Below are 22,668 nucleotides of genomic sequence, written 5' to 3' on the forward strand. Positions count from 1 at the left end.
CTCGCCGGCCGAGTCGGCTGAGCCATGAAGACTACCGGCGGAACCGACGCGCAGAAGCGCCGCGCCGCGGCGGCGGCGGTCGAAGCGGTCGAAGACGGGGCCGTCGTCGGGCTCGGCACCGGCAGCACCACCGCGTTCGCCATCCGCGCCATCGGCGACCGCGTCGCCGACGGCCTCGACGTCCGGGGCGTCCCGACCTCCTTCGCGGCCCGCGAACTCGCCCGCGAGTGCGGCATCCCCGTCGTCGACCTCGACGAGGTGGACGCTGTCGACCTCGCAATCGACGGGGCCGACCAGGTTGCGCTCGCGGACGGCGCGCTCGTCAAGGGCGGCGGCGCGGCCCACGCCCGCGAGAAAGTGGTCGACGCCTTCGCCGACCGGTTCCTCGTCGTCGCCGACCCCTCGAAAATCGCGGAAACGCTCTCGCACGCCGTCCCCGTCGAGGTGCTCCCGTCGGCGCGGACGACCGTCGCGGCGGGCGTCTCGGACCTCGGCGGCGAGGCGACGCTCCGCCGCGCCGAGCGGAAGGACGGCCCCGTCGTCACCGACAACGGAAATCTCGTCCTCGACTGCGAGTTCGGCGCGATTCCGAACCCCGAGTCGCTCGCGACCGACCTCGCGTCGCTCCCCGGCGCGGTCGAACACGGTCTGTTCGTCGGCCTCGCGGACGCGGTCTACGTCGGCACCGACGACGGCGTGGAAGTCACTGAACTCTGACTCGATTGGTCCGGCGCTCGAACGGAATCCGGCAGACCGAGTGGTTCGACGCTCGAACGTCCCACCTCGACCGCCCCGGCTCACGGGGCGGGTCGCTCTCTCTGAGAGACACAACCGGCGCTCTTCGGTCGGCGATAAAAGAACGAGAGGTCTAAAGACCGAGTTTACAGGTCGCGGGGCTGGACCGTCTTACGGTCGTTCTGCTCAGCGCGGCGAGCAGCGTCTTCGAGAAGCTCCTTGACTTCCTCGTCGAGAGCGTCGTAGAAGTCCGAGGCCACGTTCTTGTCCTTGAGCGCTTCCTTGACGGCTGCCTTGACAATGAGGTCTGCCATACAGGATATCCTACCGATTCTCCTTTAATAAACTTTCCTATATTGGACGTTAATACCGCCGGATTTGGGGGTTATGGCGCTTCTATGAGGACGGATTTACCGGGAACAATCTCCACTTATATATGCTTTATCCCCGAGCGGGCGGAACGACGGGTATGAGTACGCCTCGGCCCAACGTGCGGCCATGCGCGACATCTTGGAGGCGGTCGCGGACGGTTCGCTCTCGCCCGCCGAGGCGGAGGTACGACTCTCCGGGTACGCGACGACCGACGCGGGCCGGTTCGACGCCGCCCGAGAGACGCGGCGCGGCGTTCCCGAAGCGATTCTCGCGGAGGGGAAGACGCCCGACGAGACGGCCACGCTGGCCGTCGCGGCGGTCGAAACGAGCGGTCGAGCGCTCGTCACTCGGGCCGACACCGCTCACGCGGAGGCCGTCGCCGACGCCCTCCCGGACGCCGATATCGACCGCGACGCCCGGGCGAAGACGGTCGTCGCGGCCGCGCCGGCGTTCGAGCGCCCCGACCTCGACGCGACCGTCGCCATCGCCACCGGCGGCACCTCCGACGCCGAGGCCGCGGGCGAGGCGGCCGCGGTCCTCCGCGAGATGGGCGTGGACGTCGAGCGAATCGAAGACGTGGGCGTCGCCCACCTCGGGCGCGTGCTCGACAACCTCGACACGCTCCGCGAGGCCGACGTGGTCGTCGTCGCCGCCGGCCGCGAGGGGGCGCTGCCGACCGTCGTCGCCGGTCTCGTCGATACGCCCGTCATCGGCCTGCCCGTCTCGACGGGCTACGGCCACGGCGGCGACGGCGAGGCGGCCGTCCTCGGGATGCTCCAGTCGTGTACGGTTCTCTCCGCGGTGAACGTCGACGCCGGCTACATCGCCGGCGCGCAGGCCGGACTCATCGCCCGCGCGGTCGCTGACGCCCGCGACGACGACGCCTGACCGGGCGCAGTCTGTCCCCCGTCGTCGCCCACGTCTGTCCCCTCGTGGTCGTGCGCGATTTCGCGTGCGTACGCACACGCGCGAAGCCCTCATATGGGTGGGGGACTGTGTATCACACACCGGCTTGGTGGCTGCCGGACCGCAACAATGCCAGTCTGTGACCACTGCGGGTCACACGTCTCCGAGCGCTTCGCACGCGTGTTCGCCGACAAGAATGGGCAGGTTCTCGCCTGTCCCAACTGCTCGGCGAACGCGGGTATCGCGGAGGTCGCTCGACAGCGTGCCCGCACTGCATGACCACTGAAGCGACAAAAGACCACCACGCGAAGCCAACTCCTCGTGCGCGAGGTCGGGCGCAGGGTTCATACCCGCGCCCCTGAACCATTCTCTCGTGCACTTCGTCTACGTCATCGAGTGTAACGACGGCTCGCTGTACACCGGCTACACGACCGACGTGGAGCGACGCGTCGCGGAACACGACGCGGGCGAGGGCGCGAAGTACACCCGCGGTCGGACCCCGGTCGAACTCGTCCACGTCGAGGAGTTCGACTCGAAGTCGGCCGCGATGTCCCGCGAGTACGAGATTAAACAGCTCCGCCGCCGGGAGAAACAGCGACTCGTCGAGTCGTGAGCGCTTCTCCTCCCCGTCGGCTCGTAACGTAGTTTTTTGCTCCACCGCGGAGTGGTGCGCGTATGGACGAAATCTCATTCGGGACCGACGGGTGGCGCGCCACGCTGGACACGTTCACCGACGACCGGGTCCGCGTCGTCGGACAGGCGGTCGCGGACTATCTCGCCGACGAGGGGTTCACCGCGCCGGTGCTGGTCGGCTACGACGCCCGCGAGACCTCCCCCGGCTTCGCGGAGTCGCTCGCGGAGGTCGTCGCCGGCAACGGCTTCGACGTGCTCCTGCCGGAGCGCGACTGCCCGACCCCGCTCGTCGCCTACGCCATCGCCGACCGCGGCCTCTCGGGGGCGCTCATGGTCACGGCCTCGCACAACCCGCCGGAGTACAACGGCGTGAAGTTCATCCCCTCGGACGGCGCGCCGGCGCTCCCCGACGTGACCGACGCGGTCGCAGAGCGACTCGCCGAACCGGACCTCCTCCCCGAGTCCGAGCGCGGCACCATCGAGCGCGTCGACGTGGTCTCGCCGCACGCCGACCACGCGATGGACCTCGTCGGCGACGACCTCTCGGACCTGACGGTCGTCTACGACGCCATGCACGGCAGCGGCCGCGGCGTCACCGACGCGCTCCTCGAAGCCGCCGGCGCGGAGGTCGTCCGCCTGCGCTGTGAGCGCGACGCCGACTTCGGCGGCATCTCGCCGGAGCCCTCCGCGGAGAACCTCGGCGGCCTCGCCGAGGCGATGGCCGAACACGACGCGGACCTCGGGGTCGCCAACGACGGCGACGCCGACCGCATCGGCATCGCCACGCCCGACCGCGGCGTCCTCGACGAGAACCTCTTTTTCGCCGCCGTCTACGACTACCTGCTCGAATCCGACTCCGGTCCGGCCATCCGGACCGTCTCGACCACGTTCCTCATCGACCGCATCGCCGAGGCGCACGGCGAGGAGGTGTTCGAGACCGCGGTCGGCTTCAAGTGGGTCGCAGACGGCATGCGCGAACACGACGCGCTCATGGGCGGCGAGGAGTCCGGCGGCTTCTCGGTCCGCGGGCACGTCCGCGAGAAGGACGGCGTCCTCATGGGCCTGCTCGCGGCCGCCGCGACCGCCGAGGAGGACTTCGACGCCCGCCTCGACCGCATCGAGGCCGAACACGGCGACATCGTCGCCGACAAGATAAGCGTCGCCTGCCCCGACGCCGAGAAGGCGCGCGTCATCGACGACCTCGAAGACGTACTTCCGGAGACGGTCGCCGGCCGCGATATCGCCAAGGTCGTCACGCTCGACGGCTTCAAACTCCTCTTAGAAGACGGCTCGTGGCTCCTCGTCCGCCCCTCGGGGACGGAGCCGAAGATGCGCGTCTACGCCGAAGCCGGGAGCGAAGACGCGGTCTCGGCGCTCCTCGAAGCCGGCCGCGAACTCGTCGAACCGCTCGTCTGAGCGGACGGTTCAGGGCTCTCGTCTCTCTTCTTCGTCGCCGACCGGTCTGACGACCCCGCGGTACGCCGGCGTGAAAAGCGGGAGCGTCTCCGCGTGCTCGGTCAGCGAGACGCCGTCGCCCCCGGACTCGACGAGGTCCGCGGCCTGAAGCTTCGGCAGGTGGACGTGGATGATGCCGACCTCCGCCTGCTGGACGACCTGCACGTCCACCTCGTCGGGCGGGAGGTCGGTCGTCCGCACCGCGAGGGCGACCGCGAGGTCCCAGACCGTCGCCGGCTCCGACCGGTCGTGGAGGTACTCCAGCACGTAGCGGCGCGACGGGTCCGCGAGCGCGTCGAACACGCGGTCCCAGTCGGTCAGGATACGGTCGCTCCGGTCTCGGTGTGCCATGGGCCTTGACTCCCTAGCGCTTGACGACCGGCGGCTAAATCTGTGTCGATTGTTAACTCTCAACATCCGAGGCGGCGCGGCCGTCACTCGTCGCGCAGGACGCCGCGAAACCGCCCCTCGTCGTCGCTTCGCTCCTCGATGTCGAATCCGAGCGACTCGTAGAACGGCTTGACGCCCCCGTCGAAGTCGACGACGAGTCGGCCCCGGCGGTCGAGCGCCGCACGGACGAGTTGGGTTCCGACCCCCCGGCCGCGGCGACTCGGGGAGACGGCTACGGCCTCGATATAGTCGCCGTCGAGCGCCAGCGCGCCGACGACCCGGCCGGACGCCTCCGCGACGAGGCAGTCGCCGGCGGCCAGTCGGTCGCGGACCGCGCCCGCGTCGGCTTCGAGCAGTCCGGCGTCGAGGACGCGCATCACGGCCACCAGTTCGTCGGGGTCGCCCTCGCGGACGCGGATATCGGGGTTCTCGGCGGTGTCGTCGGTCTCTTCGGTGTCGTCCATGCGCCGACTACCCGCCTTTGATGAGGCGGAGCACCTTCACGCGGTCGACTTCGACGGGCTGGTCTTCGGGGACGGGGCGGCCGTCGACGAGGACGGTCACCTCGTGGGGGCTGAGGTCCACCGCCCGCACGAGGTCCGCGTAGGTCCCGTCGTCGCCGACGGCGACCTCGCTGGTCTCCTCGCCGACGACCTCGACGGTCACGTTCATGGTCGCTCGTGGGTCGGGCGCGGGTTTCAGTCCGTCGGCTCGGCGTCGGCCGGGGGCGGTCTCCGTCTCGCACGGTTTATGTGCGGGGCGGTCGGTAGAACGGATATGAGCGAGGCCGCGGAGTCGGGCGACGCCCCGGCGGGTCGTGAAATCTGGATCGAGAAGTACCGACCGCAGACCTTCGACGACGTCTACGGGCAGGACGACATCGTCGAGCGCCTGCGCAGCTACATCGAGCGCGACGACCTGCCGCACCTCCTGTTCGCGGGGCCGGCGGGCGTCGGCAAGACCACCTCCGCGACGGCCATCGCCCGCGCCATCTACGGCGACGACTGGCGCGGCAACTTCCTCGAACTCAACGCCTCCGACGAGCGCGGTATCGACGTGGTCCGCGACCGCATCAAGAACTTCGCGCGCTCGTCGTTCGGCGGCCACGACTACCGCGTCATCTTCCTCGACGAGGCCGACTCGCTGACGAACGACGCGCAGTCGGCGCTCCGCCGGACGATGGAGCAGTTCTCCGACAACACCCGGTTCATCCTCTCGTGTAACTACTCCTCGAAGATTATCGACCCCATCCAGTCGCGCTGCGCGGTGTTCCGGTTTTCCCCGCTCGGCGATGACGCCATCGCGGAGCAGGTCCGCGACATCGCCACCGCCGAGGACATCGAGGTCACGGAAGACGGCCTCGACGCGCTCGTCTACGCCGCCGGCGGCGACATGCGCCGCGCCATCAACTCCCTGCAGGCCGCCGCGACGACCGGCGAGGTCGTCGACGAGGAGGCCGTCTACATGATTACCTCGACGGCCCGCCCCGAGGACATCGAGGAGATGGTCCGGGCCGCCATCGACGGCGAGTTCACGGCCGCGCGCAAGCAGTTAGAGACGCTCATCGTCGACACCGGGATGGCCGGCGGCGACATCATCGACCAGCTTCACCGCTCGGTCTGGGAGTTCGACCTCGACGAGCGCGACGCCGTCCGCCTCATGGAGCGCATCGGCGAGGCCGACTACCGCATCTCCGAGGGCGCGAACGAGCAGGTCCAACTCGAAGCGCTCCTCGCGTCGCTCGCGCTCTCGCAGAACTGAACGCAGGACACTGCACCGGTCGTTTCGACGCCGCGGTCTCCGGTCTCTCCACTCGTTTTCGCGCCCGTCACGCCCGGAACTCGAAGCGCGCGCCGCCCGCCGTTCCGGAGGTCACGATGGCCGACCAGCCGTGGGCCTCGGCGATGGATTGGACGATGGCCAGCCCGTAGCCGATGCCGTCCTCGCCGGTCGTCTCGCCCGGTTCGAACACCTCGTCGCGGCGCTCGGGCTCGATGCCGGGGCCGTTGTCTTCGACGTAGAAGCCGCCGTCGACGCCGCCGACCTCGACGCGCACGTCGCGGCCGTCGTGTTCGACGGCGTCGTCGGGAGTATCCCGACTGCCCGTCGAGCCGTGCTCGACGGCGTCACCAGACGCAGTCTGGTTGCCCGTGGAACCATGTTCGACGGCGTTCCGAAACAGATTGGAAAGCAGTTCGGCGAGGCGGTCCTCGTCGGCGTCGACGACGACCGACTGGCTGGTGACCAACTCGGCGTCGCCGGTGTCGGTGGTCGCCCACGCCTGCCGGGCGACCGCCCCGAGGTCGACGCGCTCCGTCTCGTCGACCAGTTGGCCGCGACGGGCGAGCGACAGCAGGTCGTCGATGAGTTCCTCCATCTGTTCGAGCGCCCGCTCGGCGGTGTCGAAGCGCACCTCGTCGCCGGTCTCGCGGGCCAGTTCGAGGTTCCCGCGGGCGACCGAAAGCGGGTTGCGAAGGTCGTGGCTCACGATGTTCGCGAACTCCTCCAATCGCTCGTTCTGTCGCTCTAGCTCGCTTTCGCGGGTCTTCCGCTCCGTGATGTCGGTGTAGATGGCGTAGCCCGCCCCGCGCTCCTCGCCGGGCGACAGCGGGACGACGTTCAGGATGAACTCGCGGACGCCGCCGTCGGTCCGGCGGCGGACCTCCCCGCGGTAGCTCTCGCCGGTGGCGACGAGGAGTTCGGGGATGGTCTCGTCGTCCCCCGGTTCCGGCACCGGGTCCGGGTCCGGCACCGGGGGCACGATTCGCCCGAGGAGGTCGCTTCCGACCACGTCGTCGGCGTCGTAGCCGAACGCCGACTGGAACGCCCGATTCACGTCGCGGACCGTGACCGCGCCGGCTTCCACGTCGTAGGCGACGGCGGCGTCGGAGACGTGTTCGAACAGCGCCGTCGAGCGGTCGCGCTCCTCGCGGAGCCGCGACTCGGCGCGGATGCGCTCGGCCGTGACCGCGACGTGCGCCATGAGGAGTTCGGCCAGTTCGGCGTCGCGCTCGTCGAACGCGCCGGGGGTGAACGTGGTCGCCTGAAAGACGCCGAGGTCCCCGATGGGGACGCTCAGGACCGCGCGGTACATCCGCTTGACCGGCCTGGCCTCGGGGTGGTCGCGCACGTCGTCGGTGATGTCCGTGTTCCCCGACAGGTACACCTCGGCCGCGATGCCGCCGTCGTCGAGCGGGACGCGCTCCGCGCCGTCGGCCGGCGCGTCCGACGAGATAGCCGCCGGAACGATGTAGCCGTCCTCGACGACGCCCACGTAGCTGATGTCGAACTCGAGGATGTCGTCGGTGATTTCGACGGTCTGTTCGAACAGTTCGTCGAGGCTCGTCGCCGCGGCCAGTTCGGTGGCTCCCCGGTGGAGTCGCTCTATCTGCTCGCGGCTCTTTCTGACGGCGGCTTCGGACTCGATGCGACTCCGCGTCTCGGAGACGTAGGACACGAGGAGTTCGGCCAGCGTGCGGTCGGTCTCGTCGTACGCGCCGACCTCGTTCGAGATGGCTTGGAACACGCCGTCGTCGCCCGCGGGGACGCTCACCGCCGAGCGATAGGCGGGGTCGTTGGGGTCGGCTACCGGGTGGTCGCGCACGTCGTCCACGAGAAACGAGCGGCCGGTCCGGTACGTCTCCCCGAGCAGGCCCATGTCGGTCGAAATCGGGCCCGTTTCTGCCACGTCGTCGTCGTTGGCGACGACGTAGAAGCCCTCGCCGTCGTGGCGGAAAAACGAGGTGTTGTCGAATTCGAGGATGTGTTCCGTGAGACCGATGGCTCGCTCGTACAACTCCTCGACCGTCTCGGCGGCGATGAGGTCGGTCGTCCCCTCGTAGAGCCGTTTGAGCCGGTCCCACTCGGCGTCGGTTCGGGAACCCGTCACCGCTCCGCCCTCCGCCCTGTCGTCGTGCCCGCTCGCGAAACCGGCCGACGACAGCGCCCAGCGAACCTGCGTTTCGAGTCCGGCGCGGTCGCCGCGGCTGACGTAGGCGTCGAATCGGGCCGGCCGCTCGACGGCCTCGGGCGACACCTCGGTGTACAGAATCGTCGGCACGTCGCGGGGTATCTCGGCGTCCGGGTCCGTGACGACGACGCACGCCGCGTCGCTCGGGTCGTTCTCGTCACTCGCTGACGCCACCGTGACCCCGTCGCCGAGGTCGATATCGTCGAAGTCGTCGTCCACGAAAACCGTTGGGTCCGTCGCGTGCACGGCAGTCCCCCTACTGGAGGGCGACGAGAACTATAATCGTTGCGGCATGTTTTCAATGAGCAAGAACACGCCGCGAGCGGTCCGATTCGGCGGCGCGGCGCTTTGACCTCGCCGGATTCCTCAGTTTAGCGACCAGAATCCGTAGTTGAGCGCGGCGGCGAAGCACGTCCACAGGAGGTAGGGGACGAGGAGGGCGGCGGCGCGCCGATTGACGGCGGCGAACTCGCGCGTCGTCGCCAGAATCGCCGCGAGGAGGACGACGATGACGGCGAGGCCGACCGCGGGCGACCGCAGTCCGAAGAACGCCGCGGACCACGCGACGTTGACGACGAGGTGGCCGACGAAGACGGCGAGCGCCCGCTCGCGGCGGGGGTGGTCGCGCCGGGAGACGAGCCACGCGGCGACGCCCATGAGGGTAAACAGCGTCACCCAGACCGGGCCGAACACCCAGTTCGGCGGGGCGAACCACGGGCGGGCGAGCGTCGCGTACCACGACCCCGCGTCGGTGACGGTGAAGACGCTCCCGAGCGCGCCCGCGAGTTGCGCGAGGGCGACCCACGTGAGCAGTTCGACCGCCGGTCGCCGCCGGAGCGAAGCGAGTTTCATACTCCTCGTTCGCTCGGGTGGGAAAAGAACGACGCGGCCCGTGCGGGCGAAATTGTGGGGAATCGGGCGTCTGCGTCCATTTCCCGGAACTGTTTTACCCGACGGTAGACCAGAGTTTGGCAATGAGCGAACTCGAAGCGGAGTACCGCCTCGACTACTTCGAGGAGGAGGGCTTCTACCGGAAGCAGTGCCCCGTGACGGGGGTCCACTTCTGGACACGAGACCCCGACCGCGAGACCTGCGGTGAACCGCCCGCCGACGACTACACCTTCATCGACAACCCCGGCTTCGACGAGGAGTACACCCTCGAAGAGATGCGCGAGAAGTTCCTCTCTTTCTTCGAGGACCACGACCACGAGCGCATCGACCCCTACCCGGTCGCCGCGAACCGCTGGCGCGACGACGTGCTCTTGACGCAGGCCTCTATCTACGACTTCCAGCCGCTCGTCACGTCCGGCGAGACGCCGCCGCCGGCCAACCCGCTGACCGTCTCCCAGCCCTGCATCCGTATGCAGGACATCGACAACGTGGGCAAGACCGGTCGCCACACGATGGCGTTCGAGATGATGGCCCACCACGCGTTCAACGCCCGCGAGGAGGCCGGCGACAAGTACGCTTACGAGGGCGAGGTCTACTGGAAGGACGAGACGGTCCGCCTCTGCGACGAGTTCTTCGAGTCGCTCGGCGCTGACATCTCCGAAATCACCTACATCGAGGACCCGTGGGTTGGCGGCGGCAACGCCGGTCCGGCCTTCGAGGTGCTCTACCGCGGCGCCGAACTCGCCACCCTCGTCTTCATGTCGATGAAGCAGGACCCCGACGGCGACTACGAACTCAAGGACGGCAACACCTACTCGCCGATGGACACCTACATCGTCGACACGGGCTACGGGCTCGAACGGTGGACGTGGGTGTCGCAGGGGACGCCGACGGTGTACGAGGCCGTCTACCCCGACATGATCGAGTTCCTGAAGGACAACGTCGGCATCGAGCACACCGACGAGGAGGAGGAACTCATCCACCGCGCGGCGAAGCTCTCGGGCCACCTCGACATCGACGAAATCGACGACCTCGCCACCGCGCGCGCCGAAGTCGCGGGCGAACTCGGCGTCGACGAGGCCGAACTCACTTCGCTGCTCCGCCCGCTCGAAGACATCTACGCCATCGCGGACCACTGCCGAACCCTCGCGTACATGTTCGGCGACGGCATCGTCCCCTCGAACGTCGGGACGGGCTACCTCGCCCGTATGGTCCTCCGGCGCACCAAGCGCCTCGTGGACAACCTCGGCGTGGACGCCCCGCTCGACGAGCTCGTGGACATGCAGGCCGAGCGCCTCGACTACCAGAACCGCGACACCATCCGCGACATCGTCCGCAGCGAGGAGCGCAAGTACAGAAAGACGCTCGAACGCGGCTCCCGCAAGGTCCAGCAGCTCGCCGACGACTACGCCGACACGGACGAGCCCATCCCGCTCGACGAGCTCATCGAGCTGTACGACTCCCACGGCATCCAGCCCGACATGGTGCAGGACATCGCGGAAGAGCGCGGCGCGACCGTCGACATCCCCGACGACTTCTACTCGCTCGTCGCCGACCGCCACGAGCAGGTCGACGGCGAGGGCGAGGCCGACGAGCGCGACGACCGCCTCGGCGACCTGCCGGCGACGGACAAGCTCTACTACGACGACCAGGAGCGCACCGAGTTCGAGGCCGTCGTCCTCGACGTGTTCGAGCGCGAGGAGGGCTACGACGTGGTCCTCGACCAGACGATGTTCTACCCCGAAGGCGGCGGTCAGCCCGCCGACCACGGCTCGCTCGCCACCGACGACACGACGGTCGAAGTGACCGACGTGCAAATCGTGGGCGACGTGGTGCTCCACCGAACCGACGAGGACCCCGGTAAGGGCGAGTTCGTCCGCGGCCAGCTCGACGCCGAGCGCCGCCGTCGGCTCATGCGCCACCACACGGCGACCCACGTCATCGGCCACGCCATCCGGACGGTCCTCGGCGACCACATCCGGCAGGCCGGCGCGTCGAAGGGCGTCGACCGCTCGCGGCTCGACGTGACCCACTACGAGCGCATCACCCGCGAGGAGGTCAAGCAGATAGAGCGCGTCGCCAACGAAATCGTGATGCGGAACATCCCGGTCAAACAGGAGTGGCCGGACCGCCGCGACGCCGAGAAGAAGTACGGCTTCGACCTCTATCAGGGCGGTATCCCGCCGGGCGAGCAGATTCGCCTCATCCACGTCGGCAGCGACGTGCAGGCCTGCGGCGGCACCCACGTCAAGCGCACCGGCGACATCGGGGCCATCAAGGTGCTGACGACGGAGCCCGTGCAGGACGGCGTCGAGCGCGTCGTCTTCGCGGCGGGCGACGCGGCCGTCGAGGCCACCCAGCGCACCGAGGACGCGCTGTACGGCGCGGCCGACGTGCTCGACGTGAACCCCGCGGACGTGCCCGAGACGGCAGAGCGCTTCTTCACCGAGTGGAAGGAGCGCGGCAAGACCATCGACCGTCTGAAGACGGAACTCGCCGAGGCGCGCGCCGCGGCCGGGGCGGACGAAATCGATATCGACGGTACGCCCGCCGTCGTCCAGCGCCTCGACGGCGACGCGGACGAACTCCGCGCGACCGCGAACGCGCTGGTCGAAGAGGGGAAGGTCGCCGTTCTCGGCTCCGCCGCGGGCGGCAGCGCCCAGTTCGTCGTCGGCGTCCCCGACGGCGTGGGCATCAACGCCGGGCAGGTCGTCGGTCGACTCGCCGGCAAGGTCGGCGGCGGCGGCGGCGGTCCCGCGGACTTCGCGCAGGGCGGCGGCCCCGACGTGGACGCGCTCGACGGCGCGCTCGACGAGGCCCCCGACGTGCTTCGGACGGTCCTGAACGCCTGAGTCGGTCGCGCGACGCCGACGAGTTCGCGGTCGGGGTCGCGCTCACGTTCGGTTTCGCTTGCTTCGCGTCCGCGAGACGGACGCCCTAAGTCGCTCGCCCGCCGAGCCCCCGGTATGCCCACGGCAGTCGCGGACGGGGTCGAACTGTACTACGACAGCGAGGGCGACGGCGAGACGGTCGCCTTCGTCGGCGACGCGGGCTACGGCGCGTGGCAGTGGGGGTGGCAGCACGCCGCCGTCGCCGGCCCCTACGAGAGCCTCGTGACCGACCTCCGCGGGACCGGTCGCTCCGACGCGCCCGCGGGGCCGTACTCGGTCGCGACGCTCGTCTCCGACCTCGTGGCCGTCCTCGCGGACGCGAACGTCAGGAAGGCCCACCTCGTCGGATTCGGCCTCGGCGGGCTGGTCGCGCTGGAGGCCGCGCGGACGACGAACCGCGCCCGGAGCCTCACGCTCGTCGGCACCGCCGCCTCCGGGGATGGCATCGACCCCGACCCGCTCTCCGCCGCGCCCGACGACCCGGCCGCGCTCCGCGAGTCGCTCGCGCCGGCGCTCTCCGAAGAATTTCGCGCGGAACAGCCTGACGTGGTCGAGCAACTCGTCTCGTGGCGCGAGCGAGAGGACGCCGACCCCGAGGCGTGGGCCGCGCAGGCCGCCGCCGTCGCCGACTACGACGCCGGCCCGCTGTACGAGGTGACGGTCCCGACGCTCGTCCTCCACGGCGGCGACGACCCGGTCTGGCCGGTCGAGGGTGGCCGCGCGCTGGCCGAGGGTCTCCCGCGCGGCGAGTTCGAGTCGTTCGCGGGCGCGCGCCACCTCGTCACCGTCGAGCGGTCGCGGCTCGTCAACGACGCGCTCGTCTCCTTTCTCGAATCGCTCGACGACGACTGAGCGTCGCTGTCGGGCGCTCTCCCCGCGGTCGCCGCCGACGCGCCCCGTCGCAGATGCCGGCAGTGAGCGTTCCGGGCGCAACTTCTTTAGAGCCGCACCGATTGTCTCTCCACGATGACTCGCCCGCGACTCGCGTTCTTGGACGCCTCCCACGGCGATTCGAGCACGTCACGAAACTTCAGGCGCGAACTCGACGCCGACCTCGTCGAGTTCGACGTGACCGACGGCCGTCTCCCCGACCACTTCGACTACGACGGCGTCGTTATCAGCGGCTCGTCGTCCTCGGTCTACTGGGACGAGCCGTGGATTCGCAACCTCGTGTCGTGGGTCGCCGACGCCGACGAGCGCGGCGTCCCCCTCTTGGGCGTCTGTTTCGGCCACCAGGTCGTCGCGGCGGCGCTCGGCGGCACCGTCGAGGACATGGGCGCGTTCGAACTCGGCTACAACGAAATCGAGCGGACTCGCCCGGACGACGGGAACGACATCCTCGCCGGCATCGGTGAGCGCTTCACCGTCTTCACCTCCCACGGCGACCGGGTGACGGAACTCCCGTCGGGCGCGGACCTCCTCGCCGAAAACGAGTTCGGCGTCCACGCGTTCCGCCGGAATCACGCCTTCGGCGTCCAGTTCCACCCCGAGTACGACACCGACACCGCAGAAGCCATCGCCCGCCAGAAGGACTTCCTCCCCGACGAGCGGATTCGCTCGGTCGTCGACGGTATCACGCCGGAGAACTACGCCGCCGCCTGCGAGGCAAAGCGCCTGTTCGACAACTTCGTCACCTACGTGAACCGGACGAACGCGGGCTCGGTCGAATCGGCGGCCTGAGCGTTCCGACGGTCGCGAGCCGTCTTCGAGTCGTACCCGAGCCGCATCCGGGCCGCCGCCGAGTCGCGTCCAGCCCGCTCTCATCTCCGGCTTTTCGGCCTCCCGTCCCCGCAAATCGTGACCGAGCGAATCGCTTTTCACCGCGCCGAGCGCAGGGTCTATCATGCTCGATTATCTGGAATTGGAGGGCGACCTGACCGGCGAAGAGAAACTCGTCCGCGACGAGGCCCGCCGCTTCGTCGACGAGCAGGTCAAACCCGACATCGGCGAGCACTACGAGGCGGGGACGTTCCCGACCGACCTCATCCCGAAGATGGGCGACCTCGGCTTTTACGCGCCCAACCTCGACGGCTACGGCCTCCCCGGTCTCGGCGAGCGCGCCTACGGCCTCTTGATGCAGGAACTCGAAGCCGGCGACTCCGGCCTCCGGTCGATGGCGAGCGTGCAGGGGTCGCTCGTCATCTACCCCATCCACGCCTACGGTTCCGACGAGCAGAAAGAGCGGTGGCTCCCGAAGCTCGGGTCGGGCGAGGCGGTCGGCTGTTTCGGCCTGACCGAACCGCAACACGGCTCGGACCCCTCGGGGATGGAGACCCGCGCCGAGCGCGACGCCGACGGCTACGTCCTCAACGGCTCGAAGACGTGGATTACGAACTCGCCCATCGCGGACGTGGCGGTCGTCTGGGCGCGCGACGTGTCGGCGGAGGGGTCGCCGGTCCGCGGGTTCCTCGTCGAGACCGACCGCGACGGCGTGACGACGAACAAAATCGAGGGCAAACTCTCGATGCGCGCGTCGGTCACGGGCGAAATCGGCCTCGACGACGTGCGCGTGCCCGAGGAAGACGTGCTCCCGGGCGTCGAGGGGATGAACGGGCCGCTGTCGTGTCTCACGCAGGCGCGGTTCGGCATCGCGTGGGGCGTCGTCGGCGCGGCGCGCGACGCCTTCGAGGACGCCCGTCAGTACGCGAAGGACCGCGACCAGTTCGGCGGCCCCATCGCGCGGTTCCAACTCCAGCAGGGCAAACTCGCGGAGATGGCGACCCGAATCACGAACGCGCAACTGATGGCCCACCGCCTCACCGACCTGAAAGAGCGCGGCGACCTGCGACACCAGCAGGTGTCGATGGCGAAGCGCCACAACGTCCGCGTCGCCCGCGAGGTGACCCGAACCGCCCGCGAGATGCTCGGCGGCAACGGCATCACGACCGACTACTCACCGATGCGCCACATGGAGAACATCGAGACCGTCTACACCTACGAGGGGACCGACGACATCCACACGCTCGTCCTCGGCGCTGACCTGACGGGAATCGAAGCATTCCACTAGGGCTTGGGAGCGGACGCCCCCGTGGCTTTCGCGGTCGTGCGTGCCGTATGACAACAGCACACATACATTTATATCTCCCCGACCATAGGTTACGATAGAGGCCCCACAATGACCACATCGGCCCAGGACCGTCCGACGGCGCTCGACCTGTCTCGCGAAGAGACGTGGGTCGTCCACGCCGCCTTGCTCGACGCCATCGAGCGGGCGGTCGATGCAGACGAAGAGCCGACGCCGGCCCCCGGCCTGCTCGCGCGGGTCGAGGCCGGCGACGAAGATTTCGACAGCGCCGAACTCGACTATCTCGTAGACGCCCTCCGAACCTATCGGACACAGGCTCCCGCCCGGGACGACCACCACATCTCGCGCGTTCTCGAACACATCGAGGCCGCGCGGGCTTAGTCGCCCGCCCGACGCTCGCCCGCTGGCTTTTTCCGCTTTCGAGGTCCCCGAGCGGCCGCGTTCTCCGGTGATGCCGCCGACGCGTCCCGGTCGTCTCGGTGACCGACCCCGCCCCAACCACCGACTTCGACCCCGACTCCGTCTCCGAGTTCTCGCGTCTCGATGCGGACGTTTTAGTACGCGGTACGGCCAACGCCCGGCGATGGCTATCGACTCGAACTTCGACCAGAACCGGGAACGCGCGGGCGAGGAAAACGGCGTCGCCGTCTGGGGACCTGTCGAACCGCCGGAGAAACTCGGCATCCACGGCACCCACGTCGCCGTCGACTACGACATCTGTCTCGCGGACGGCGCGTGCCTCGAAAACTGCCCCGTCGACGTGTTCACGTGGGTCGACACGCCGGACCACCCGGTGAGCGAGAAAAAGGTCGAACCGACCAACGAAGACCAGTGTATCGACTGCATGCTCTGTGTCGACATCTGTCCCGTCGACGCCATCGACGTGGACGCCTCGCGGCAGGCCTGACGCGAAGACCAGACGTTATCTCTCCCCGCCGCGTCGCGTCGGCCATGGGTCTCATCCACACCGCCCTCGTCGTCTCGGACATCGACGCCACGCTCGATTTCTACGCCGACCTCGGCCTCGAACGGACCAACGAGTTCGAACTCGACGGCGTCCGGAACGTCTACGTCGGCAGCGACGACACCGACATGGAACTGCAGTTCAAGTACGACCCGACCTCGGCGGCGCGCGTCGAGCCCGCCGGCATCGACCACGTCGCGGTCGAAGTCGCCGACGCCGACCGCGCGTTCGAGGACATCGTCGAGGCGCAGTCGCCCGAAGTCGTGAAGCCGCCGGTCGACATCGACCCGGCGAACGCCCGCGCGGCGTTCGTGAAGGACCCCGACGGCTACGTCGTCGAACTCATCGCGCTCGAAGACTGAGCCGCGCCGTCGACCCGTCTCAGACGCCGATTTTCACCGACGCCGACGGGTCGACCGCCCGCCCGACTCGCCGCGGCGAACAGCTATTTGTTGCCAGAGCGTCAATACGAAGTCGCTATGTCTGAGGACGTAACCGCGCTGTTGAAGCGCGCCTATCAGGACGAGATCGAGACCGTGATGAACTACATGACCAACTCCATCGTCCTCGACGGCGTCCGGGCCGAGGAGATTAAGGAGTCCCTCCAGACCGACATTCAGGAGGAACTCACCCACGCCGAACAGCTGGGCAACCGGCTGAAGCAGCTCGACGAGCAGCCGCCGGGCTCGGCGTCATTCGAGGCGCGCCAGCACGACCTCCAGCCCCCGGAGGACAGCACGGACGTGCTCGCGGTCATCAACGGCGTCCTCACGGCCGAGGAGGACGCCATCGAGACCTACCGCGCGCTCATCGACGCCGCGGAGGAGGCAAACGACCCCGTCACCGAGGACCTCGCCGTGACCATCCTCGCCGACGAGGAGGCCCACCGGACCGAGTTCCGCGGTTTCAAGAAAGAGTACGACCGCGAATAGGTCCACCGAGCGCCGAGCGCCGACCGACGGGCGACCGCACGAGGGTTCGACCGCGCTCCGTATTCACTACTTTTCGAAAAATGTGTCATTATCGACCCGTATCTAACAAATTATCATCTGTTACAAAAGTAGTATTCCCAGTTCTTCGAAACAGGGGTTTATTTTTATCAATCCGTCGCTCGAACGACCGGTATGAGCACTGAACGCGGCAAAGGTACGGTCGCGGTGGTCGGCGGCGCCGGCGCAGTCGGGTCGAGCACGGCGTTCGCGCTGATGGAGAGCAGTCTCGTGGGCGAAATCATCCTCGTCGATATCGCCGAAGAGCGCGTCGAGGGCGAGGCGATGGACCTCAACCACGGCGCGTACTTCACGTCGCCGGTCCGGGTGCGGACGGGCGACTACGAGGACTGCTGGGACGCCGACGTGGTCATCGTCACCGCCGGAGCCAGCCAGAAGCCCGACGAGACCCGCCTCGACCTGATGGAGCGGAACGCCGACATCTTCGCCGACATGATTCCGCAGATCACCGAGGGGCTGAACGACGACGCCGTGATGCTCATCGTCACCAACCCCGTCGACGTGCTGTCGTACGTCACATGGAAGGTGTCGGACCTGCCGGCCGAGCGCGTCATCGGGTCGGGGACCGTCCTCGACACGTCGCGGTTCCGCCACTCGCTCAGCCGCGAGTTCGACCTCGACCCGGCGAACGTCCACGCCTACGTCGTCGGCGAGCACGGCGACAGCGAGGTACTCGTCTGGAGTTCGGCGAACCTCGGCGGCATCCCGTTCGAGTCGTACGCCACCAGCCACGGCGTCGACGACATCGACGCGCTCAAAGCCCGCGTCGAAGAGGAGGTCCGCGAGGCGGCCTACGAAATCATCGAGCGGAAGGAGCGGACGAACTACGGCGTCGCCCGCTCGGTGGCCGCGACCACCGAGCGCATCCTCGGCGGCGACAACTCCATCCTCACCGTCTCGACGCTCGTCTCGGGGGAACACGGCATCGACGACGTCTACATGAGCCTCCCGTGTACCGTCAACCAAAGCGGCGTCCGCGACGTCCACGAGTTCGACCTCTCTGAGAGCGAGACGGCGGCGCTCCGGGAGTCGGCGGGCGTCATCCGCGAGTCCATCGACCGCTTGGACTTAGAATAGAAGCGAAGAAAGCGAGGAAAACAGAACAGCCGCGCCGCCGACTCAGTCGGCAGACGCGGGCGTCGTGTCCCCGCCCGTCCCCGTCGCGGCGGCCTTCGCGTCGAGCGCCTCCACGACGAGTTCGGAGATGTCCACGACGTCGATGGCTTCCTCGTAGTCGCCGGTCTTACGGCCGTCTTCGTACATCGTCGCGCACATCGGGCAGGCGACGACGAAGCGCTCGACGCCGCCGGTCGTGTCGTCGAGCGCCTCGCGCAGGCGTTCCTCGGACGGCTTCGACTCCTCTTCGTGGTCCATCCAGAGGCCGCCGCCGCCGCCGCCGCAACAGAACGACTGGTCGCGGTTGCGCGGCATCTCGGCGAGTTCGACGCCGGTCGCGCGGATGACCTCGCGGGGCGCTTCGTACTCGCCGTTGTACCGGCCGAGGTGACACGGGTCGTGGTACGTCACCGTCTGGGCGGCGAGTTCGTCGCCCGCGAGGCCGAGGCGGTCGTCGCCGACGAGACGCTCGACCAGTTGGGTGTAGTGGTACACCGGGTAGTCGAACGAGTCGTCCATCTCCGGGTACTCGTTTTTGAACGTGTTGTACGAGTGCGGGTCGGTGCAGACGATTTTGTCGAACTCGCAGTCGGCCATCGCGGCGACGTTGTCCTCGACGAGCATCTCGTAGAGGCCCTCCTCGCCGACGCGGCGCACGTCGTTGCCGTCGTGCCCTTCGTCCTCGTAGAGGATGCCGTAGGAGACGCCGGCTTCCTCGAAGATACGGGCCAAAGAGCGGGCGACGGCGCGGTTGCGCTCGTCGTAGGAGGGGTAGTCACCGACGTACCAGAGGAACTCGACCGATTCGTCGCGGGCGTCGGGCACCTCGAAGTCGAGGTCGTCGGTCCAATCGGGGCGCTTGCGCTGGGGGTCCCCGAAGGCGTTGCCGTTCTGGAAGATGTTCATCATCGCCTCCTGGACCGGCTCTTGCTGTTGGCCCGTCTCGGTGAGCCGGCGGTTCATCTCGGTGAAGTGCGTGAGGTGTTCGATATCGACCGGGCAGGCGTCCATGCAGGCCATGCAGGCCATGCAGGACTCCATCGACTCGGCGTCGACGACGGAGGTGCCGCCGTCCGCGACGATGTCGACGGAGTCGCCGCCGGCGTCGACCGACTCGCGGTAGGCCTTCAGGTCGAGAATCACGTCCCGCGGGTCGAGGTTGCGGCCGGAGGCCTTCGCCGGGCAGGCGTCGGTACAGCGGCCGCACTTCGTGCAGGCGTCCATGTCGAGCATCGCCTTCCACGAGAAGTCGTCCTCGGAGACGTAGCCGATTTCGTCCGGCGGCGTGTCCGCGGGCACCTTCGGGAGGCGCGTGCCCGCCTTCTCGTCGGCGGTGACGATGTTGGCGAAGGACGTGAGCATGTGCAAGGGTTTGGCGTAGGGGACGGCCGCGACGAACGCCAAGGCGAGGAGCGCGTGGGACCACCAGCCGAACCAGTAGAGCGTCTGCGCGAGGCCCTGTCCCATGCCCGCGGCGTCGAACACGAGGGCGACGAAGTAGCCGACGAAGCTCACCGTCTCGAAGTCGGGGAAGTCAGTGCCGACGATGCGGATGCCTTCGAGGACGTAGCCGCCGACGCCGAGGAAAAAGAGCGTCCAGACGAACGCGGCGTCCTCGAAGCCGGTGTGTTTGCCCCACAGCCGCGGGTGTCGGACGCCGTAGCGCCGCCACAGCGCCATCCCGACGCCGACGACGAACAACAGCCCCATGAGGTCCATGACGAACGAGTACGAGAGGTAGAAGTCGCCGACGAAGAAGGAACTGCCCGTCACCCGCCGCCACACGTCGATGTCGATGGCGAGGATGGTCGTCCCGATGAGGAGCGTCAGGAAGCCCCACATGATAAAGGCGTGCATCACGCCGGCGAACCGGTCGCGCTTGAACTGCTTCTCGTTGGAGAACACCACTTTCGCCGCCCGAACCGTCCGTCCCGGCAGGTCGGACAGCCGGTCGAACGGGTCTTCACCACCTTTCGCGTATCGCGCGAACCGCTCGTACACCCCGTAGAGGAACACGAGCGACGCGATGGCGGCGAGACCGTAGAAGAGCGCCTCGCCGACCGGACTAATCGTCCAGAACGTCTCCCGCGTAACATCCGCCTGTGCCGCAAAGTCCATAATCAATCACCGGAGAACGGAGGGTTAAATCTTGCCACCCGAGGCGTGTCGGTCGGCGGATTACGAGCGCCTCGGGCGACCTCAGAGCGCGAGGCTGACGAGGAGGGCGGCGGCGAGGACGAGCCCCGGGGCGTCGCGCCGGCCGAACCGAATCTCGGGGAGCGTCGGGTTCCACGCGAAACACCGCGCGCGGAGCGCGAGCGCGAGGGCGTCGGCCCGCGCGAACGACCGTCGGAGGCCGCCGGCGGCGACGAGCGAGAGCCGTTCGTCCAGCCGTCTTTCGCTCCCGAGGCGGGCCGCCTGCGCCTCGCGGACGCGGCGCAGGTCGCGGCGGACCAAGGGGAGAAACCGGAAGACGAGGGCGACGCCGACGCCGAGGGCGACGCCGAACCGACCCGGCACGAGCCGCTGAATCGCCGCGCGGGACTCGCGTACGGGCGTCGTCCTGACGTACGCCGCCGCGACGAAGAAGACGAGTAGCACGCGGACGCTGGCGAGCGCGGGTTCGACGGCCGCCTCGGGGTCGAACCACGGCGCGCCGAGGCGGGCGGCCTCGACGACCGGGCCGAGCGCGAGGAACGGAATCGCGTAGCGGAGGTCGCGGAGGGCCGAAACGGGGGACGTGTCGGCGGCGCGGAGACAGCCCGCGGCGACGACGCCGAGCGCGACGAGTCCGGCGGGCGTCGTGTGCGCGAAGCCGGCCGCCGCGAAGGCGACCTGCACCGCAAGCTTGGTCCGCGGGTCGAGTCGGTGGGCGAGAGTGTCGCCCGGTTCGTAGGTCAGCACGGCGGGCGAACGTCGAGGTCGGGGAGGCGGTCTGCGGCCTCGTCGGGCGCGGCGTCGAGGGCGACGTCGCCGTCGGCGAGGACGACCACGCGGTCGGCCAGTTCGGCCACGTCGCGCAGGTCGTGGGTGACGACGACGAGGCTCGTCCCCTCGGCGCGGAGGTCGCGGAGGCGGGCGAGCACGGAGCGCCGGGCGGGTTCGTCGAGCCCGGTGAACGGTTCGTCCAAGACGAGGTGGTCGGGGCGCATCGCCAGCGCGCCGGCGATGGCGAGTCGCTCGACCTCGCCGCCGGAGAGGGCGTCGACGCGCTCGTCTTCCCGGCCGTCGAGGTTGACCGCGGCGAGCGACTCGCGGACGCGGCGGTCGATGTCGCCGCGGTCGAGGCCGAGGTTCTCCGGGCCGAACGCCACGTCAGCGCCGACGGTCGCGGCGACGAGTTGGTCTTCGGGGTGCTGGAACACCATCGCCACCGCGGTCCGGGCGGCGACGAGGTGGTCCGAGACGGTCCGGCCGTTGACCGACACCGTTCCCTCGTCGGGGTCGAGCAGGCCGTTGAAGTGGCGGACGAGCGTGGTCTTGCCGGAGCCGTTCGCGCCCGCGACGACGACGCACTCGCCGTCGTCGATGGCGAGGTCGACCCCGTCGACCGCGACCGTGTCGCCGTACCGGTGGACGAGTCCCTCGACGCGAATCATCTACTGGGCGGCGATGGCGTCGGAGCGGACGATGCCGACGGCGGCGGCGATTTTGAACGCCTCGGCGGGGATGAACGCGGCGGAGGCCGTCCAGAAGGCGGATTCGAGGCCGACGCGATTGACGTACGCGAAGCCGAGCGTGCCGAAGGCGTAGACGACGACGGTCCCGGCGACCATCGCGCCGACGAGCCGGGGAGTGCTCACGCGGTAGTCACCGACGCTGATACCGCCGTGGACGACGAGGCCGACGACGACGGCGGCGACGGGGTACGACCAGAGGTAGCCGGCGGTCGGCCCGACGAGCGGCGCGAGCCCTGCCGAGCCCCCGGCGAACACCGGCGCGCCGAGACCGCCGGCGGCGAGGTAGAGCGCGATTGAGCCGCCGCCCCAGACGGGGCCGAGGAAGATGCCCGCGAGGAAGACGACGAGCACCTGCATCGTCACCGGAATCGGTGAGATGGGGTTCGGGAACGAGACGTACCCGCTCGCGCCCATGAGCGCCGCGAACAGGGCCGCGCGGGCGATGTTGCCGACGAGTTCGTCGCCGACGAGTTCGACTGACTCGTGTTCGGTTGCCATGCTCGTCGCTGTCTCGTAAACCCAGTTTAACTTATCGGTTTACAGACTCGGGGCGGGAGGTCGGTTCGATGCTCGTCGGCCGATTCGGGGCGTCTCTCCGGTGCTCGGGCGGCTCTCCGGTTAGTCGGGTCA

Annotated in this window: 24 protein-coding genes; 14 read left to right on the plus strand and 10 right to left on the minus strand. The window is 68.8% G+C overall.

What is annotated here, in order from left to right:
- The first annotated feature begins 24 nt into the window (after positions 1-24).
- Positions 25-717, plus strand: coding sequence for a ribose-5-phosphate isomerase RpiA (gene rpiA, locus E4P24_RS01345; RefSeq protein WP_115802052.1), 693 nt, complete (start codon positions 25-27; stop codon positions 715-717).
- Between the two features lie 164 nt (positions 718-881).
- On the opposite strand, the gene E4P24_RS01350 is transcribed toward rpiA, so the two are convergent.
- Positions 882-1,049 (minus strand): DUF1931 family protein, encoded by a 168-nt coding sequence (locus E4P24_RS01350; protein ID WP_004045310.1) that lies wholly within the window; start codon positions 1,047-1,049, stop codon positions 882-884.
- 184 nt (positions 1,050-1,233) lie between these two features.
- On the opposite strand from E4P24_RS01350, the gene larB reads away from it, so the two are divergent.
- From larB to E4P24_RS01365, 3 genes are all read left to right on the plus strand, one after another.
- Entirely contained in the window at positions 1,234-1,995 is a 762-nt protein-coding gene (larB, locus tag E4P24_RS01355) for a nickel pincer cofactor biosynthesis protein LarB (RefSeq protein WP_188148001.1), read from the plus strand.
- Positions 1,996-2,386: 391 nt separating this feature from the next.
- Positions 2,387-2,626 (plus strand): GIY-YIG nuclease family protein, encoded by a 240-nt coding sequence (locus E4P24_RS01360; RefSeq protein WP_004045312.1) that lies wholly within the window; start codon positions 2,387-2,389, stop codon positions 2,624-2,626.
- Positions 2,627-2,688: 62 nt separating this feature from the next.
- Positions 2,689-4,062 (plus strand): phosphoglucomutase/phosphomannomutase family protein, encoded by a 1,374-nt coding sequence (locus E4P24_RS01365; RefSeq protein ID WP_144858771.1) that lies wholly within the window; start codon positions 2,689-2,691, stop codon positions 4,060-4,062.
- A gap of 9 nt (positions 4,063-4,071) precedes the next feature.
- Here E4P24_RS01365 and E4P24_RS01370 read toward each other — a convergent pair whose 3' ends face one another.
- The 3 genes from E4P24_RS01370 to samp2 form a co-directional block, all read right to left on the minus strand.
- On the minus strand, positions 4,072-4,452 hold the full coding sequence (locus E4P24_RS01370; RefSeq protein ID WP_004065559.1) for a helix-turn-helix domain-containing protein: 381 nt from the start codon (positions 4,450-4,452) through the stop codon (positions 4,072-4,074).
- Positions 4,453-4,535: 83 nt separating this feature from the next.
- Positions 4,536-4,955, minus strand: a complete 420-nt coding sequence (locus E4P24_RS01375) for a GNAT family N-acetyltransferase (protein ID WP_006600780.1) — start codon at positions 4,953-4,955, stop codon at positions 4,536-4,538.
- 7 nt (positions 4,956-4,962) lie between these two features.
- Complete coding sequence (gene samp2 / locus E4P24_RS01380; RefSeq protein ID WP_004065555.1) at positions 4,963-5,163, minus strand: ubiquitin-like modifier protein SAMP2; 201 nt, start codon at positions 5,161-5,163, stop codon at positions 4,963-4,965.
- 105 nt (positions 5,164-5,268) lie between these two features.
- On the opposite strand from samp2, the gene E4P24_RS01385 reads away from it, so the two are divergent.
- Positions 5,269-6,252: a replication factor C small subunit gene (locus E4P24_RS01385; RefSeq protein ID WP_004065554.1), complete on the plus strand. Its 984-nt coding sequence runs from the start codon at positions 5,269-5,271 to the stop codon at positions 6,250-6,252.
- Positions 6,253-6,319: 67 nt separating this feature from the next.
- On the opposite strand, the gene E4P24_RS01390 is transcribed toward E4P24_RS01385, so the two are convergent.
- Together E4P24_RS01390 and E4P24_RS01395 are read right to left on the minus strand one after the other, a co-directional pair.
- Positions 6,320-8,680 (minus strand): GAF domain-containing protein, encoded by a 2,361-nt coding sequence (locus tag E4P24_RS01390; RefSeq protein WP_188148002.1) that lies wholly within the window; start codon positions 8,678-8,680, stop codon positions 6,320-6,322.
- Positions 8,681-8,827: 147 nt separating this feature from the next.
- Positions 8,828-9,313 carry a TspO/MBR family protein gene (locus tag E4P24_RS01395; protein WP_188148003.1) on the minus strand — a complete coding sequence of 162 codons (486 nt, stop codon included), beginning with the start codon at positions 9,311-9,313 and terminating at the stop codon, positions 8,828-8,830.
- A gap of 122 nt (positions 9,314-9,435) precedes the next feature.
- Here E4P24_RS01395 and alaS point away from each other — a divergent pair, with 122 nt between their 5' ends.
- From alaS to E4P24_RS01440, 9 genes are all read left to right on the plus strand, one after another.
- Positions 9,436-12,204, plus strand: coding sequence for an alanine--tRNA ligase (gene alaS / locus E4P24_RS01400; protein WP_115802057.1), 2,769 nt, complete (start codon positions 9,436-9,438; stop codon positions 12,202-12,204).
- A gap of 114 nt (positions 12,205-12,318) precedes the next feature.
- Positions 12,319-13,095, plus strand: a complete 777-nt coding sequence (locus E4P24_RS01405) for an alpha/beta fold hydrolase (protein ID WP_115802058.1) — start codon at positions 12,319-12,321, stop codon at positions 13,093-13,095.
- Between the two features lie 114 nt (positions 13,096-13,209).
- Entirely contained in the window at positions 13,210-13,923 is a 714-nt protein-coding gene (locus tag E4P24_RS01410) for a type 1 glutamine amidotransferase (RefSeq protein ID WP_004045322.1), read from the plus strand.
- Between the two features lie 163 nt (positions 13,924-14,086).
- The gene (locus E4P24_RS01415; protein ID WP_115860602.1) at positions 14,087-15,250 is read left to right on the plus strand and encodes an acyl-CoA dehydrogenase family protein; all 1,164 of its coding nucleotides are present in this window, start codon (positions 14,087-14,089) and stop codon (positions 15,248-15,250) included.
- Between the two features lie 108 nt (positions 15,251-15,358).
- Complete coding sequence (locus E4P24_RS01420; protein WP_004065541.1) at positions 15,359-15,649, plus strand: hypothetical protein; 291 nt, start codon at positions 15,359-15,361, stop codon at positions 15,647-15,649.
- 202 nt (positions 15,650-15,851) lie between these two features.
- Entirely contained in the window at positions 15,852-16,175 is a 324-nt protein-coding gene (locus E4P24_RS01425) for a ferredoxin family protein (protein WP_004045325.1), read from the plus strand.
- A gap of 44 nt (positions 16,176-16,219) precedes the next feature.
- The gene (locus E4P24_RS01430) at positions 16,220-16,594 is read left to right on the plus strand and encodes a VOC family protein (protein ID WP_188148004.1); all 375 of its coding nucleotides are present in this window, start codon (positions 16,220-16,222) and stop codon (positions 16,592-16,594) included.
- A 117-nt stretch (positions 16,595-16,711) separates the two neighbouring features.
- The gene (locus tag E4P24_RS01435) at positions 16,712-17,164 is read left to right on the plus strand and encodes a ferritin-like domain-containing protein (protein WP_004045327.1); all 453 of its coding nucleotides are present in this window, start codon (positions 16,712-16,714) and stop codon (positions 17,162-17,164) included.
- Positions 17,165-17,356: 192 nt separating this feature from the next.
- Positions 17,357-18,319 (plus strand): L-lactate dehydrogenase, encoded by a 963-nt coding sequence (locus E4P24_RS01440; RefSeq protein ID WP_004065537.1) that lies wholly within the window; start codon positions 17,357-17,359, stop codon positions 18,317-18,319.
- Between the two features lie 42 nt (positions 18,320-18,361).
- On the opposite strand, the gene E4P24_RS01445 is transcribed toward E4P24_RS01440, so the two are convergent.
- The 4 genes from E4P24_RS01445 to E4P24_RS01460 all read right to left on the minus strand — a co-directional run bounded on the left by E4P24_RS01445 (position 18,362) and on the right by E4P24_RS01460 (position 22,536).
- Positions 18,362-20,476, minus strand: a complete 2,115-nt coding sequence (locus E4P24_RS01445; RefSeq protein WP_188148005.1) for a (Fe-S)-binding protein — start codon at positions 20,474-20,476, stop codon at positions 18,362-18,364.
- Between the two features lie 81 nt (positions 20,477-20,557).
- Positions 20,558-21,262, minus strand: a complete 705-nt coding sequence (locus E4P24_RS01450) for a CbiQ family ECF transporter T component (RefSeq protein WP_188148006.1) — start codon at positions 21,260-21,262, stop codon at positions 20,558-20,560.
- The gene (locus E4P24_RS01455) at positions 21,256-21,957 is read right to left on the minus strand and encodes an energy-coupling factor ABC transporter ATP-binding protein (protein ID WP_008608952.1); all 702 of its coding nucleotides are present in this window, start codon (positions 21,955-21,957) and stop codon (positions 21,256-21,258) included. The genes E4P24_RS01450 and E4P24_RS01455 overlap by 7 nt, the downstream gene beginning before the upstream one ends.
- Complete coding sequence (locus tag E4P24_RS01460) at positions 21,958-22,536, minus strand: biotin transporter BioY (protein ID WP_115860596.1); 579 nt, start codon at positions 22,534-22,536, stop codon at positions 21,958-21,960.
- Between the last annotated feature and the right edge of the window lie 132 nt (positions 22,537-22,668).

This window comes from Haloferax sp. AS1 (assembly GCF_014530665.1).
Taxonomy (GTDB): Archaea; Halobacteriota; Halobacteria; order Halobacteriales; family Haloferacaceae; genus Haloferax; species Haloferax volcanii.

Excerpts from the sequence above, each read along its gene's own strand:
- rpiA (WP_115802052.1), top strand. The coding sequence starts at position 25 with ATGAAGACTACCGGCGGAACCGACGCGCAGAAGCGCCGCGCCGCGGCG.
- E4P24_RS01350 (WP_004045310.1), bottom strand. The coding sequence starts at position 1,049 with ATGGCAGACCTCATTGTCAAGGCAGCCGTCAAGGAAGCGCTCAAGGAC.
- larB (WP_188148001.1), top strand. The coding sequence starts at position 1,234 with ATGCGCGACATCTTGGAGGCGGTCGCGGACGGTTCGCTCTCGCCCGCC.
- E4P24_RS01365 (WP_144858771.1), top strand. The coding sequence starts at position 2,689 with ATGGACGAAATCTCATTCGGGACCGACGGGTGGCGCGCCACGCTGGAC.
- E4P24_RS01370 (WP_004065559.1), bottom strand. The coding sequence starts at position 4,452 with ATGGCACACCGAGACCGGAGCGACCGTATCCTGACCGACTGGGACCGC.
- E4P24_RS01375 (WP_006600780.1), bottom strand. The coding sequence starts at position 4,955 with ATGGACGACACCGAAGAGACCGACGACACCGCCGAGAACCCCGATATC.
- samp2 (WP_004065555.1), bottom strand. The coding sequence starts at position 5,163 with ATGAACGTGACCGTCGAGGTCGTCGGCGAGGAGACCAGCGAGGTCGCC.
- E4P24_RS01385 (WP_004065554.1), top strand. The coding sequence starts at position 5,269 with ATGAGCGAGGCCGCGGAGTCGGGCGACGCCCCGGCGGGTCGTGAAATC.
- E4P24_RS01395 (WP_188148003.1), bottom strand. The coding sequence starts at position 9,313 with ATGAAACTCGCTTCGCTCCGGCGGCGACCGGCGGTCGAACTGCTCACG.
- alaS (WP_115802057.1), top strand. The coding sequence starts at position 9,436 with ATGAGCGAACTCGAAGCGGAGTACCGCCTCGACTACTTCGAGGAGGAG.
- E4P24_RS01405 (WP_115802058.1), top strand. The coding sequence starts at position 12,319 with ATGCCCACGGCAGTCGCGGACGGGGTCGAACTGTACTACGACAGCGAG.
- E4P24_RS01410 (WP_004045322.1), top strand. The coding sequence starts at position 13,210 with ATGACTCGCCCGCGACTCGCGTTCTTGGACGCCTCCCACGGCGATTCG.
- E4P24_RS01415 (WP_115860602.1), top strand. The coding sequence starts at position 14,087 with ATGCTCGATTATCTGGAATTGGAGGGCGACCTGACCGGCGAAGAGAAA.
- E4P24_RS01420 (WP_004065541.1), top strand. The coding sequence starts at position 15,359 with ATGACCACATCGGCCCAGGACCGTCCGACGGCGCTCGACCTGTCTCGC.
- E4P24_RS01425 (WP_004045325.1), top strand. The coding sequence starts at position 15,852 with ATGGCTATCGACTCGAACTTCGACCAGAACCGGGAACGCGCGGGCGAG.
- E4P24_RS01430 (WP_188148004.1), top strand. The coding sequence starts at position 16,220 with ATGGGTCTCATCCACACCGCCCTCGTCGTCTCGGACATCGACGCCACG.
- E4P24_RS01435 (WP_004045327.1), top strand. The coding sequence starts at position 16,712 with ATGTCTGAGGACGTAACCGCGCTGTTGAAGCGCGCCTATCAGGACGAG.
- E4P24_RS01440 (WP_004065537.1), top strand. The coding sequence starts at position 17,357 with ATGAGCACTGAACGCGGCAAAGGTACGGTCGCGGTGGTCGGCGGCGCC.
- E4P24_RS01445 (WP_188148005.1), bottom strand. The coding sequence starts at position 20,476 with ATGGACTTTGCGGCACAGGCGGATGTTACGCGGGAGACGTTCTGGACG.
- E4P24_RS01455 (WP_008608952.1), bottom strand. The coding sequence starts at position 21,957 with ATGATTCGCGTCGAGGGACTCGTCCACCGGTACGGCGACACGGTCGCG.
- E4P24_RS01460 (WP_115860596.1), bottom strand. The coding sequence starts at position 22,536 with ATGGCAACCGAACACGAGTCAGTCGAACTCGTCGGCGACGAACTCGTC.